12 protein-coding genes are annotated in these 13818 nt (G+C 67.7%); 8 read left to right on the forward strand and 4 right to left on the reverse strand.

What is annotated here, in order from left to right; translation table 11 throughout:
- The first annotated feature begins 49 nt into the window (after positions 1-49).
- From MRBLWO13_RS02060 to MRBLWO13_RS02080, 5 genes are all read left to right on the forward strand, one after another.
- Complete coding sequence (locus MRBLWO13_RS02060; RefSeq protein ID WP_341976123.1) at positions 50-1510, forward strand: cell division initiation protein; 1461 nt, start codon at positions 50-52, stop codon at positions 1508-1510.
- Positions 1511-1654: 144 nt separating this feature from the next.
- Positions 1655-2593: an ABC transporter ATP-binding protein gene (locus MRBLWO13_RS02065; protein WP_341976124.1), complete on the forward strand. Its 939-nt coding sequence runs from the start codon at positions 1655-1657 to the stop codon at positions 2591-2593.
- A gap of 2 nt (positions 2594-2595) precedes the next feature.
- The gene (locus MRBLWO13_RS02070) at positions 2596-3438 is read left to right on the forward strand and encodes an ABC transporter permease (protein WP_341976125.1); all 843 of its coding nucleotides are present in this window, start codon (positions 2596-2598) and stop codon (positions 3436-3438) included.
- A 56-nt stretch (positions 3439-3494) separates the two neighbouring features.
- Positions 3495-4709, forward strand: coding sequence for a sensor histidine kinase (locus MRBLWO13_RS02075; RefSeq protein WP_341976126.1), 1215 nt, complete (start codon positions 3495-3497; stop codon positions 4707-4709).
- A complete protein-coding gene (locus MRBLWO13_RS02080; protein ID WP_341976127.1) occupies positions 4706-5329 on the forward strand; it encodes a response regulator transcription factor in 624 nt (207 codons plus the stop codon). Before MRBLWO13_RS02075 ends, MRBLWO13_RS02080 begins: the two co-directional genes overlap by 4 nt.
- 68 nt (positions 5330-5397) lie before the next feature.
- On the opposite strand, the gene MRBLWO13_RS02085 is transcribed toward MRBLWO13_RS02080, so the two are convergent.
- The 3 genes from MRBLWO13_RS02085 to MRBLWO13_RS02095 all read right to left on the reverse strand — a co-directional run bounded on the left by MRBLWO13_RS02085 (position 5398) and on the right by MRBLWO13_RS02095 (position 9035).
- Positions 5398-6516 (reverse strand): acyl-CoA desaturase, encoded by a 1119-nt coding sequence (locus MRBLWO13_RS02085; RefSeq protein ID WP_341978260.1) that lies wholly within the window; start codon positions 6514-6516, stop codon positions 5398-5400.
- A 123-nt stretch (positions 6517-6639) separates the two neighbouring features.
- On the reverse strand, positions 6640-7779 hold the full coding sequence (locus MRBLWO13_RS02090) for a low temperature requirement protein A (protein ID WP_341978262.1): 1140 nt from the start codon (positions 7777-7779) through the stop codon (positions 6640-6642).
- A gap of 80 nt (positions 7780-7859) precedes the next feature.
- On the reverse strand, positions 7860-9035 hold the full coding sequence (locus tag MRBLWO13_RS02095) for a glycosyltransferase (RefSeq protein ID WP_341976128.1): 1176 nt from the start codon (positions 9033-9035) through the stop codon (positions 7860-7862).
- A 104-nt stretch (positions 9036-9139) separates the two neighbouring features.
- Here MRBLWO13_RS02095 and MRBLWO13_RS02100 point away from each other — a divergent pair, with 104 nt between their 5' ends.
- Genes MRBLWO13_RS02100 through MRBLWO13_RS02110 form a run of 3 tightly spaced genes read left to right on the forward strand, consistent with a single transcriptional unit; the run spans position 9140 to position 12622 of the window.
- On the forward strand, positions 9140-9403 hold the full coding sequence (locus tag MRBLWO13_RS02100; protein ID WP_341976129.1) for a glutaredoxin domain-containing protein: 264 nt from the start codon (positions 9140-9142) through the stop codon (positions 9401-9403).
- A 50-nt stretch (positions 9404-9453) separates the two neighbouring features.
- The gene (locus MRBLWO13_RS02105) at positions 9454-10851 is read left to right on the forward strand and encodes an MFS transporter (RefSeq protein WP_341976130.1); all 1398 of its coding nucleotides are present in this window, start codon (positions 9454-9456) and stop codon (positions 10849-10851) included.
- Between the two features lie 28 nt (positions 10852-10879).
- Positions 10880-12622 (forward strand): aldehyde dehydrogenase family protein, encoded by a 1743-nt coding sequence (locus MRBLWO13_RS02110; protein ID WP_341976131.1) that lies wholly within the window; start codon positions 10880-10882, stop codon positions 12620-12622.
- A gap of 165 nt (positions 12623-12787) precedes the next feature.
- On the opposite strand, the gene pip is transcribed toward MRBLWO13_RS02110, so the two are convergent.
- Positions 12788-13753, reverse strand: coding sequence for a prolyl aminopeptidase (gene pip, locus MRBLWO13_RS02115; protein ID WP_341976132.1), 966 nt, complete (start codon positions 13751-13753; stop codon positions 12788-12790).
- Positions 13754-13818 lie beyond the last annotated feature (65 nt).

Consider the following 13818-nt stretch of genomic DNA (forward strand, 5'->3'; position numbering starts at 1 on the left):
CGGGCGGACCGAGTTCGGCGGATGCGCCACCCCAGAAAGGCCTGAGCACATGAGCGACTCCCCCGGCACCGGCGATCGCGGAGACGACTTCTTCGACCAGCTGGTTCAGAGCAACCCCCGTGAGCAGTCCGCGTTCACCGTGGGCTTCCGCGGATACGACAAGGGCGAGGTCGATACAGCGCTCTCGGGCCTGCGGCACCAGCTGCAGCAGGTCACCGCCGATCTGAACGACATCAACGAACGCCACACTTCGGAGCTCGAAGCCGTGCGCGCCGAGGAGAGCGCCGTTCGAGAAGCTCTCGAGTCGCAGATCGCCGCCGCCAAGGCCCAGGCTGCCGAGGCCGAGCAGCAGGTCAGCACGCTCACCTCCGAGCTCGTCGACGCTCCCCGCCCGGAAGGCAAGGAAGCGCCGTCGCGCCAGCAGTTCGAGGCGATCCTGCGGGTTGCCGAGGAGCAGGCCAACGTGCTCATCCAGAACGCGGCTGTGCAGGCCGACCGTCTGATGGCGGCCGCTCGTGAAGAAGTCGCCGCACAGCGCGCCGAGGCCGACGCCGACGCCACCCGGATCACCGCGCAGGCGCAGCGCGATGCCGACCAGGTGCGTCTGAAGATGGACACCGAGTACACCGCGCACGAGGCGCGGATCGAACGCGAAGCCGCGCACGCAGACGAGAAGGTCGCCCAGGCCGCTCAGGAAGCGACTGCGATCCGCACCGAGGCCGAGAAGGGTGCAGCCGCACTGCGCTCGCTGGTGACCCGCGAGACGACACAACTGCGGGCGGATGCCGAGCGCGAGGTCCGCGAGATGAACGCCCGCGTTCTCGAGTTCGAGGAGACGCTCACCCGCCGCCAGGACGACGCGCAGCAGGAGTTCCTGGTGCTGCACAACCAGGCGGTCGCGCACGCCGAGCGCATCACCACCGACGCGAACGAGCAGGTTGCCGCCTCCCTGGAGCACGCCCAGCGGATCTCCGGCAAGGCCGACGACTACGAGCGCCTGATGCGCGCGCAGGCCGCGACGATCGAGGCCGATACTCATGTGCGCGCCCGCGACACCCTCGACCGCGCTCGCGTGAAGTCGCAGAAGATCGTCGACACTGTCATGGAGCACGCCACGACCGTGCTGCGCGACGCCGAGGACCGGACCCGCCAGCTGCGCTGGCAGCAGCAGCAGTTGTCGAGCTTCATGTCCGAGGTGCGCGAGCTGATCCGCCCCGACGGCATCCTTGCCGCCGAGCCGACCACTGCCGACTCCGCGGCGGTGGCCGTCAGCACCAAGAGCACCAAGAACGCCAAGGGCACCAAGAACGCGATCGATTCCGAGTCGGAGCTGGTGACCGAGGCCGAAGTGGAAGACGCCGCAGACGCCGCGCCGGAGGCGCCCGTCGGCGACGAGTCTTTCCTCGGCGATGAGGCGCTCGACGACGAACTGATCGACGACGAGTCCATCGTCGCCAACAAGATCACCATCGAGGTCGTCGAGGCCGACGAGGAGCACGCAGGACGCTGATCACCGTCCTCTCGAACTGAGGCGCGAACGGATTTCCGTTCGCGCCTCAGTCGTTTCCGATGCTCGGGGTCCACCGATCGGTGGACCCCGGAATCCGCCTCCTCACCGCTACCGCGTCGCCGCGGCTCCAGCCACGCTGGAGTCATGACAGACAACGTGATCGAGGTGCGTGACCTCCGCAAGGAGTACGGGGGCTTCACGGCTGTCGACGGCATCAGCTTCGAGATCCACCGCGGTGAGACTTTCGCGCTCCTCGGACCGAACGGCGCGGGCAAGTCCACCACGATCGAGATCCTCGAGGGCTATCGGCATCGCACCTCCGGCGACGTGCGCGTGCTCGGTGTCGACCCGCAGCGCGGCGGGCTGGACTGGAAGGCTCGCCTCGGCATCGTTCTACAGTCCACCGGAGAAGCGGGCACCTTCACGGTCCGCGAGCTGCTGACCGAGTTCGCCGGTTACTTCCCTCACCCCCGTGACGTCGACGAGGTCATCGCCGCCGTCGGGCTCGACGAGAAGCAGCGCACACGGGCGGCGAAGCTCTCCGGCGGGCAGCAGCGTCGACTCGACGTCGCGCTCGGAATCATCGGCCGCCCCGAGCTCCTCTTCCTCGACGAGCCGACGACGGGGTTCGACCCCGCGGCGCGGCGCCAGTTCTGGGATCTCATCCGCTCGCTGAAACGGGAGGGCACCAGCATCCTCCTCACCACCCACTACCTCGATGAAGCAGCGCAACTCGGCGACCGCGCGGCCGTGATCACCGGCGGCACCATCACCGCGATCGGGCGCATCGACGAGATCGGCGGACCGGACGCGCGCACCCCCGTGGTGCGCTGGATCGATCCCGCAGGCACGGCCCACAGTGAGAAGACCGTCGCACCCGGCGCACTCGTGGCCGAGCTCTACCGCCGCGACGGCGAGCCGCGAGGTCTGGAGATCGTCCGGCCGACGTTGGAAGACGTCTACCTGGAGTTGATCCGAGCATCCGCTGTTCATGACCCCGCAGAAACCGTCCACCCGCTGCGCGCCACCCCTGAGGACACGCTGGCCCCCTTCGCTCCGGTCGCGATTCTTGAGGAGTTGTGAACATGACCATCACCGCCCCCACCGCCGCATCCCCGAACTTCGGCCTGCCACGTACGATTCGCCTCGGTGCCCGCCGCATCCGCTTCGAGCTGCGCCAATACTTCCGTGCCGGCGACCAGGTCTTCTTCACGTTCCTGTTCCCGACGGTGATGTACCTCATCTTCGCGACCATCTTCACCGGCGACATCGGCGAGGGGGCGGATGCCGTGAGCATGGCGACCTACTACCTTCCCGGCCTGATCGCCGGTGGCATCCTGCTCTCCGGGGTGCAGGGGCTGTCGATCGAGATCGCCGTCGAGAAGAGCGACGGCACCCTGAAGCGCCTCGGAGGCATGCCGCTCTCACCGGTCACGTACTTCATCGGCAAGATCGGCGAGGTGTTCGTCACCGCCATCCTGCAGATCGCACTGCTGATCGCCGTCGCGGTCGTCGTCTATCGCGTCGAACTGCCCACCGCCCCGGAAGCGTGGGCTCGGTTCGCCTGGGTGTTCGTGCTCGGCCTCCTCACCTGCACCCTGCTCGGCATCGCCCTCTCCTCAGTGCCCCGGTCCGGCAAGACGTCCTCGGCGGTGGTCATCCCGATCGTGCTCCTCCTGCAGTTCATCTCCGGTGTGTACATCGCGTTCACGATGCTGCCGGAATGGCTGCAGAATGTCGCAGGGGTGTTCCCCTTGAAGTGGATCGCGCAGGGCATGCGTGCGTCGCTGCTGCCGGATTCCTTCAAAGCGGGTGAGGCGGGCGGGCAGTGGGATCTCGGGATGATCGTGATCATGCTCGGCGTGTGGCTGGTGATCGGCCTGCTGCTCAGCCGGTTCACGTTCCGTTGGATCCGCCGCGACGGATGACGGATGCCGTGCATCGCCGGAGCGCACCGGCACCGGAGGGTGGAAGAGTAGTTCCCATGAGCAGCACCATCAGGAAGGAACGCCTGGGCTGGGACATCGCCACTGCCGCCCTCTTCGCGGTGATCACGCTGCTCGCTTTCGCCATGCTGCCTGCCCGCTTCCCCGGATCGCCGTGGCTGCTATTCACCGTCGCGTGCGGCATCGTCCTGGTCTATGCCCTCGGTGCCCGTCGCTTCGTCAGCATTCGCGAGTCTCCCCTGCCGACGCCGATGACCTCCATCGTGCTGCAGGCAGCCCTCGTCATCCTGCTCGCGCTCGGAGTCTCGCTCGAACCGAACATGCTCCTGTTGCAGACTCTGGTGCTGCCTCTGATCTGGATGACCTCGCGTTCAACGCTCCAGTCCGTCATCGTGACAGTGCTGAACGCGCTCATCCTCGGCACCGCATACTCGGTCTGGGGCGGTTTCGCCCCGGAACTGGTCATCGCCGGATTCCTGACTTCCGGGCTGTCCGGCGCATTCAGTCTCGCGCTGGGACTCTGGATCACGCGGATCGCGGAGTGGGGCTCCGAACGTCAGCGGCTGCTCGCCGAGCTCACCGCCGCGCAGACCCGTCTCGAGGCGGCGAGCCACGAGGCGGGCGCGACGGCCGAACGAACACGCTTGGCGAGAGACGTGCACGACACGATCGCCCAGAGCCTGACCAGCATCGTCATGCTCGCGGAGCGCGCCCGTCACGACGGCTCGGCTGACACGGTCCTGCTCATCGAGGAGGCGGCGCGCAACGCCCTGCGTGAGGCACGCGCTCTCGTCGTCGTCGAGTCGCCGGCGACAGACCCGTCCGGTTCCCTCGCGCAGGCGCTGCATCGGCTCGGTGAGCGCTTCGGCCGGGAGACCGGCGTGCCGGTATCCGTGAAAGCCTCCGCCGAGGTCGTGCCCCGCGATGTGCAGGTCGTGCTGCTGCGGTGCGCGCAGGAAGGACTCGCGAACGTCCGCAAGCATGCGGCGGCCCACGCGGCATCCCTGACCTTGGAGATCGGCGATGAGGCGGTGCTCACGGTGAGCGATGACGGCCGCGGCATCGGCGACACGCAGATCGACGACGGCCGCGGGTTCGGGCTGTCGGGCATGCGAGACCGCGTCGCTCTCGTCGGCGGCGCGTTGCAGGTGCAGGATGCCGAAGAGTCAGGGGCCACGCTCACGGTGCGCATCCCGCTGACGCGGCTGCCGCTGTCGGGCAGTTCGACTGATGCCGCGGCGAGGACAGCATGATCCGCGTCATCGTCGCAGACGACCATCCGATCGTGCGTTCCGGCATCGTCGGCCTCCTCGCTCTCGATGACGGCCTGGAGGTCGTCGGCGAGGCATCCGACGGTCTCGAAGCCGTCGAACTCGTCCGCACTCTGCGCCCCGACGTCGTTCTCATGGACCTGCGGATGCCGCGCCTCAGCGGCGCCGAGGCCACCGCACGGATCACCGAGGAGCTTCCCGGCGTGCGGGTGCTCGTCCTGACGACCTATGAAAGCGATGACGACATCCTCGGTGCGATCGAAGCCGGCGCCAGCGGCTACCTGCTGAAGGCCGCGCCGCAGGAGGAGATCGTCGCCGGCATCCGCTCCGTGGCGGAGGGCCACACCGTTCTGGCTCCCTCGATCGCCGCGACCCTGGTGACGCGGATGCGGACCGACAGGGTTGAGCGCCCTCAGTTGAGCCCCCGCGAACTCGATGTGCTGCGCCTGGTCGCGCTGGGGCGCAGCAATCCTGAGATCGCCAGGGAACTGTTCATCGGCGAGGCCACGGTGAAGACGCACCTGTTGCACGCATTCGAGAAGCTCGAGGTGTCGGACCGCACCCGTGCGGTCACCCTCGCTCTCGAGCTCGGGCTGCTGTAGCGCCTCCCCAACGCACGAATGGCCCGATCTCCGGAGAGATCGAGCCATTCAGCGATTCGAGGAGCGGACTACGCCCGGCGCATCTGTCCGGCTGCGGGGCAGTCGAACGGGTCGCTGCCCGCGGCGAGTCCCACGCGGTTCAGGTACTCGATGACGATCTTGTACGACTGGATGACAGTCGTCTCGGTGTACGGCACGTTGTTCGCGGCGCAGTAGTCACGGACGATCTCGCGCGCCTTCGACAGATGCGGGCGCGGCATGTTCGGGAAGAGGTGGTGTTCGACCTGGTAGTTCAGGCCGCCCATCAGCCAAGTGGTGGGCCATCCACCGGAGACATTCCGGGAGGTGCGCACCTGCTTGGAGAAGAAGTCGAGTCGGGCGCTCGGATCGATGATCGGCATGCCCTTGTGGTTCGGTGCGAACGCGGCGCCCATGTATACGCCGAAGACGGCGAACTGAACTCCCATGAAGGCGAACGCCATTCCGAGCGGGAGCATCATGAACACCGGAACGAGGATGAGCACGAAGCGTGCGGCGATGATGCTGAGCTCGATCCAGCGCCCCTTGACGTTCTTGGTCGTGAACAGGTATTTCAGGCCGAGGTAATGGAGGTTCAGCCCCTCGAGGGTGAGCAGCGGGAAGAAGAACCAGCCCTGCTTGCGGGTGATCAGCTTGATCAGGCCCTTGGCCTTCGCGGCATCCTCTTCGAGGAACGAGATCGTGTCGACTTCGATGTCGGGGTCCTTGCCGACCTGGTTCGGGTTGCCGTGGTGCTTGGTGTGCTTCGAGTCCCACCAGGAGTAGCTCATGCCGATGCTGGCGATCACGATGCGGGCGAGCTTGAAGTTCGCCGGCCCCGAGGTCAGGATCTGACGGTGCGCGGCCTCGTGTCCGAGGAATGCGATCTGCGTCAGGACGATGCCGAGTCCGGCGGCGATGAGCAGCTGGAACCAGCTGTCGCCGAGCAGGATGAAGCCGGTGATCAAACCGCCGAGGGCGACGGCGATACCGGAGGCTACGGCGATGTAGAACCAGGTCGCTCGGCGCAGAAGGCCGGTCTCACGGACAACTTGCGAGACCTGCTTGAAGGCCTGAGCCATCGGCGGGATCTCGGCTGACCCGGCGTACGTCTGGCGTACGGGGCCAAGGGTGTTCGAGGTCGATTCGACCTTGGTGATGGAGATGATGCTCTCCTGCCAGTTGGGAGCCCTGGAGCTGCAGGAGCCGAAGGCGGATGCCGAAGGCTTCACCTCAGGCTACGCCCCTGCGTATGCACCACCGGGCATACGCAGGTGTGATCCTTCTGATACTCAGGGCTGAGATCCTGGCGCCTCTTCGCCCACCGGCGGCCGCAGCACGAGGATCACCACGACGACCACCAGCACGATGGCCGTGAACACCACCGGAGTCGGCAGCAACGGGTCGAGCAGCACCAGCACCGCCGCGAGCGGGATCGCCGTGTTGACGACCCGATCCGCGTTCTCGCGGATCGCGATCCACCAGATGCCGAGCAGGAACACCGCGATCGGAACGGTGACCGTGAAGGATGCCTGGACCGCATCGAGTTTTGAGTGATGCGTCAGGCGATCGATCTCGACCTCGATACCGGCGGAGAATGCCGCTGCGGCCGCGAAAACGAAGAAGTGGGTATAGCCGTAGCGGATGGAGCTTGCCAGGGTGGTGATGGCGCGGTGGTGCGGCGGCCAGAAGTAGATCCACCACAGCGAGGCGGTGACGACGAGCGCGAGCACCGCGATGGAGATGAGCGGTCCGAGCGACTCGACCTCGTCGAGGGCTTCGATGATCGCGTTGGACGAGGCCAGCAGACTCTCGCCGAGGACGATCAGCGTGAACAGGCTGTAACGCTCAGTGATGTGGTGCGGATGCCACGGCGTCTGCCCCTGGCGTTCGGCGATGACCGGCACCGCGAGCTCGAAGACCACGAACAGGAGGAAGACCGCGATCTTCGCCTCGGCGGGGACGAACAGGAATGCGACCCAGCAGAGCTGAACGATCGTGATGCCTGCCGCATAGAACAGCGTCGCCCTGCGCGCGCTGCCTGCCGAACGAGAGGCGCGCAGCCACTGCACGATCATCGCGACGCGCATCACGATGTAGGCGATGACCGGCACGGTGAAGTCGCCATGGAACGCGGCCGGGATTCCCGCCGCGAGCACGAGAACCCCACCCATCTGCACAAAGGTGAGGATGCGGTAGAGCCAGTCGTCGGTCGAGAACGAGTTCGCGAACCAGGTGAAGTTCATCCACGCCCACCAGATGGCGAAGAACATGAACCCGTACGATACGAGCCCGTTCTCGACATGTCCCGCCGACAGCTCGTGGTGCAGCTGGGCCGAAGCCGTGCTCACCGCGACGACGAACACCAGGTCGAAGAAGAGCTCGAGCGGCGTCGCCGCGCGGTGTCCCTGATGGGGGTCGCGCGGGTGCATGCGGGTCAGCCGGAAGCGCGGGGCCGTTGCGATGTCAGTCACCGGGACAGAATAATGCCTGCCCATTCACACGGTGGCGTCTACAGCTCTCCCGGCCGCATCGCCTCGGCATCGATCGCGCGGATGATCCGCTGCGTCGCGGTGTCGACCGGCGGTTCAGCCGCGGCACCGGCCGGTCGACGGCCGCGGGGCGCGTAGACGACGAGGGAGTGGAACAGGAACCGCGCGAAGAACGCGACGATGAGGGATATCCCTGTGGCGACCACGCTCGAGATGTGCCAGGACTCGACCATCAGTGCCATCAACGGGATGCGCAGCGCTGCCTCGATGCCGTTGAACGTGACGGAGGTGGCGAACCGGATGCCGAGGCCTCGGGCGCCGGTGCGCATGTCGGCGAAGACGAACCGCTCCTGCAGGATGAAGTTGCCGATGATGGTCGTCCCGGCGCCGATGATCGCGGCCCAGATGTAGTCCATACCGGCCGTGGTGAGCAGCCACATGATGCCGAGGTTCACGATCGCCCCGACGAGACCGATCAGGGCGAACAGCGACATCTTTCCGAAGCGCAGGCGGGTGAGGTGGGCGACGAACGTCATCCCCTGACGCAGACTCGCCTTGGACGTTCCGTGCCGGCGCTCGCCGAACTCCATCGGGATCTCGGCGGTCCGCAGGTCGGAGCGGGCCAGGATCTCGAGCAGGATCTTGAAGCCCTGCGGACGCAGAGCGGGGAGATCGACGCGGCTGCGGTCGACGAGGAAGAACCCCGTCATCGGGTCGGTGCTCCGGGCCAGTCGCAGCGGGAACATCGCCTTCGTCAGCCAGGTCGCCGCCCGCGAAACCCCGAAGCGCAGCGCCGTGCCGAGTCCGCCGGAGTCCCCGCCGCCGACGTAGCGCGAGGCGCCGACGACATCGGCGTCGCCCTGCGCGTGTCGCGCCAGTAACTGAGGCAGCAGTTCCGGCGGATGCTGCAGGTCGCCGTCCATCACGATGCAGATGTCGGATGCCGCCGCGGCCAGCCCCACGGCGACCGCGCCGCCGAGCCCACCGGTGTTCTCCGCGCGATGGATGACGCGCACCGACAGGGGCGCGTCTGCGGCGACGCGCTCGACCTCGGCCGTGGTGCCATCGGCGCTGTCGTCGACGAAGAGGATCTCGGCATCCCACCCGCGCAACGCCGTCGCCGTGCGCTCGACGAGCTCGGCCACGTTGTCACGCTCGTTGAAGGTCGGCACGATGACCGTGACCGCTGTCTTCACGTGCACCCTTCCCGTCGGATGATATTCGGCTCCATCGTTCCATGTCTGGCCGCGCCGTGCTTTCTCTCAGCGCTTGCTCTGCTGAACGGCCCTACCCTTGATACATGACTTCTCCTGCTTCTGACACCATCACGATGTTCGGCGCCGAGTGGTGCGGCGACTGCCGCCGCACCAAGAAGCAGCTCGACGGACTGGGAATCGAGTACACGTACGTCGATCTCGCCGCTGACCCTGCTGCCGCAGACATCGCGAAGGACATCTCCGGTCGCATGAACATCCCGGTCGTCGTCTACCCGGACTCCTCGCACCACGTCGAGCCGTCGAACGCCGACGTCGAAGCGAAACTGCGCGAACTCGCGCTGATCTGAGGCCCGCGCCGCGACGTCGCCTGTGACATGCGCGCCGATACACTGGCGCGATGAGCTCAGACGCTCGACCGGAGCGCGCATCCGTCCGCCTCTCTCCCCGCACGATCGTGCTGTACGCGGTCGGCTCGCTGGGCACCGGAGGCTACGCCACCCTGCCGGGGCTGGTGCTGACGTACTTCCTCACCGACAACCTCGGTGTCGCCGCTCTCGCCGCGGGACTCATCGTGACCGCCGCGAAGATCTGGGACGTCATCATCGACCCCCTCATCGGCGCGGCATCCGATCGCCAGCTGGCGCGCACCGGCTCGCGCCGCGGATTCATGATGACCGGCGCGCTCACACTCCCGCTGTTCTTCGCGCTCACCTTCGCCGTCCCGCCGTCGTGGGGTCCGGCAGCCGGCGCGACCTGCGTGCTGCTGGCATTCCTCGCGACGGCGACGGCGTTCAGCCTCTTCCAGGTGCCGTACGTCGCGCTTCCCGCCGAACTGACCGGCAGCTACGACGAACGCAGCCGGCTGCTCGGCTGGCGCGTGGTCGTGCTCACCGCGGCGATCCTGATGTTCGGAGCGGGCGGCCCTGCCCTGCGCAGGGCGGGATCTGATCCGGTCGCGGGCTATCTCTTGATGGGTGTCGTCGCCGGCGTGGTCATCGGGGCGGGAATGTTCATCGCCGCACGCACCGCGGTCGCCGGCGCGAAGGGCGCTTCTCGTACTGCGGCTCCCCCGGCCGGAATCCGCGAGCAGTATCTCGCCGGGTTCCGCGCGCTGGGACGCAGCATCCCGTTCCGCGCGCTGCTCGGCACGTTCTTGCTGCAGGCGCTCGCCACCGGCACGATGCTCGCCGGCGCACAATACGTTGCGACCTGGGTGCTGCGATCCGAGGACGCCGTGACCTTCGTGTTCATCGCCCTGGTCGGGCCGGCGCTGCTCGCTGCGCCCGGATGGACGACCTTCGCCCGACGCCTCGGCAAAGAGCGGGCCTTCATGATCGCCAGCGTGCTGTTCACACTGGCCGCGGCATCCACCACCGCCGCCGTCTGGGCGCCCGGACCGTGGATCTATGCCTCGGTGGCGGTCGCGGGAGTCGCCTATGCGGGGCTGCAGGCCCTGCCGATGGCGATGCTCCCCGATGTGATCTCGCACGACGAACGCACGCACGGTGCAGGCCAGGCCGGCACGTTCACCGGCGTCTGGACGGCCGGCGAGACGGTCGGCTTCGCTCTCGGCGCGTCTGCGGTCTCGCTCACGCTGGCCGCGACCGGCTACGTCTCCACCGTCGCCGGGGCCTCGGTGGAGCAGCCGGATGCCGCGATCACGGGCATCGTGCTCAGCTTCAGCATCCTTCCCGCCGTGTTGATGGCGGCGAGCCTGCTGACGCTGCGGGGATACCGGCTGCGCCGCGCGGACATCGACGAGGCTCCCGCTCGCATCCGCGATCCGCACGCATAAGCTGGGACCCCGCCCGAAGGAGACGTCGATGACTTCTACGACCACGTCCGCCCCTGCTGACCTCGACGACGCGGAGCGCGCACGTCTCGACCAGGACGTGGCCGCGCTCCAGACCGGCACCCGCACCTGGTCGAGCCTCACGGTCGGCCAGCGGGCAACGCTGCTTCGAGCGGTACGCGCCGGTGTGGCGGCGACCGCCGAGGACTGGGCGACGACAGCGGCGGCATCCAAGGGCCTTGACGCGAAGCATCCGCTGCGCGGCGAGGAGTGGCTCAGTGGCCCGTACAGCGTGCTCGGCGCGCTCGACGCCTACATCGAGACCCTCTCCCGTCTCGCCCAGGGCGTCAACCCGCTCGACGGCGTGCGACTCGACCGGGCACCGGGCGGCCGTACGCGCGTGCACGCGTTCCCCCTCACCGGGATCGACAAGTTCCTGCTCTCGGGGTACACCGGAGAAGTCTGGCTGGAGCCCGGCATCACCCCGAACGCCGCACGCGCCGCGGCCGGCCTCGCCCAGCGCACACCCACCGAGTCCGGGGGCGTCGGCCTGGTGCTCGGCGCCGGCAATATCACCTCCATCCCGGTGCTCGACGTGCTCTACGAGCTGCTCGCCCACAACCGCACCGCCCTCCTCAAGGTCAACCCGACGCAGGACTCGCTCGTGCCGGTGTACAAGCGCGCGTTCGCCGCTCTCATCGAGCCGGGGTTCCTCCGGATCGTCCGAGGCGGGCCGGCGGTCGGGGCGCACCTGACCGGCCACCCTGACCTGATCCACGTGCACATCACGGGGTCCGCGGCGACGTTCGATGCGATCGTGTGGGGCCAGGGCGCGGCGGCCAAGCGGCGCCGGCGCGAGAACCGTCCGCAACTGAAGAAGCCGATCACGGCTGAGCTGGGCGGTGTCTCGCCGATCATCGTCGTGCCAGGCGAATGGACCGATGCCGACATCACGTTCCAGGCGGAGCACATTGCGACGATGCGTCTGCAGAACAGCGGACACAACTGCATCGCCGGCCAGGTCGTGATCCTCTCATCCGACTGGGCGCAGGCCGATGCCTTCCGTGCCGCTCTGCGCCGCGCCTACGCGAACGCCCCGGAGCGGCCGACCTGGTACCCCGGCTCACCATCGCGGATGCAGTCGGCAGCGGATGCCTACCCCGATGCCCTCGTGCTCGGCGACCGCGTGCTCGTGGAGATCGAGAACGGTCAGGATGCCGCGCCCCTCGAGCACACCGAGTACTTCGCTCCGGTGCTCGGCGTCGTCACCGTACCGGGTCACGGCCAGGACTTCCTCGATGCGGCCGTCGCGCACGCGAACAACGAGTTGCAGGGCACGCTCGGCGCGAACCTGCTGATCGACCCGGCGACCGAGAAGGCTCTCGGCTCCGGCTTCGAGCGGGCGATCACCGCCCTCCGCTACGGATCGATCGCGATCAACGGCTGGACGGCGTTCGGCTTCATCACCCCGACCCTCACCTGGGGCGCTTTCCCCGGCAGCACGATCGACGATGTGGGCAGCGGGATCGGCGTGGTGCACAACGCGCTGCTGCTGGACGGTGTCGAACGTTCGGTCGTCCGCGGACCGTTCCGGCCGTTCCCGCGGTCACTCCCCCTGTTGAACGGCGGCGGGCGCCTGAGCATCCTGCCGAAGCCGCCGTGGTTCGTATCGTCTCGCACCGGCGCCGTGGTGAGCGAGGGCCTGACCCGCTTCCGCGTGACCGGCAGCGTCCCCGGACTCGTACGAACCCTGCTCCAGGCGCTTCGCGCCTGACGGCACCCGTCAGCTCGGTCGTTGAGCGAGCGCCCTTCGTCTCGTCGCTTCGCTCCTCGCTCAGGAGCCTGTCGAAACGCGTCATCCAGCGTTCGAGGTCGGATCGATGCGTTTCGTCTCGGTCGCTGCGCTCCCTCGCTCAACGACCAGCGAGAACTGGGCCGCTCAGAGGGCGAGCAGATCCGTCGCGTCGCGCAGCGCCTGCTGGATCGCGGGCTCGGATGCCGAGTGCCCGGCCTCGACGATGACGAATTCCGCTTCCGGCCATGCACGATGCAGATCCCAGGCCGTCATCACCGGGGTGCAGACGTCGTACCGCCCCTGCACGATGATCGCCGGGATATGGCGGATCGCATCGATGCCGGCGAGCAGCTGACCCTCGCTCCACCATCCGCGGTTCACGAAGAAGTGGTTCTCGATGCGGGCGAACGCCACCGCGCGCTCCGGATTCGCCATCTCGGCGATGTGCTCCGGGTCCGGACGCATCGTCACGGTCGACGCCTCCCATGTGGTCCAGGCGACCGCCGCGGGAATGTGCACCGCAGGATCCGGATCGAAGAGGCGACGGTGGTACGCCTCGATCATCCGTGAGCGCTCGAGGATCGGGATCGGTGCGATGAAGTCCTCCCACAGATCGGGGAAGAGCGCGGCCGCGCCGCCCTCGTAGAACCATTCGAGCTCTTCACGGCGCAGCGTGAAGATGCCCCGGAGCACGAGGCCGGTGACGGCGTCCGGATGCGCCTGCGCGTAGGCCAGGGCGAGGCTGCTGCCCCAGGAGCCGCCGAACACCTGCCAGGCCTCGATCCCGAGGTTCTTGCGCAGCAGCTCCATGTCGGCGATCAGGTGCGCCGTGGTGACGAAGCGCAGGTCCGCGCCGGGCTCGGCGGCGTGCGGGGTGCTCTTGCCGCAACCGCGCTGATCGAAGAGCACGATCCGGTACTTCTCCGGGTCGAAGAAGCGGCGCTGCCAGGGCGAGGTGCCACTGCCCGGTCCGCCGTGCAGGAAGACCACGGGCTTGCCCTCGGGGTTGCCGCTGACCTCCCAATGGATGCGGTGCCCGTCACCGACGAGCAGTTGCCCCTCATCGTACGGCTCGATCGATGGATACAGTGTATCCAGGTTCATCATCATTGGTCCCCCGACCCGGTGAAAAGAAGTTCAACCTTCCACGCTAGCCGAGGGATGACGACCTCCTG

Origin of the sequence: Microbacterium sp. LWO13-1.2 (assembly GCF_038397725.1) — a bacterium.
In the GTDB taxonomy this organism is placed as follows: domain Bacteria; phylum Actinomycetota; class Actinomycetes; order Actinomycetales; family Microbacteriaceae; genus Microbacterium.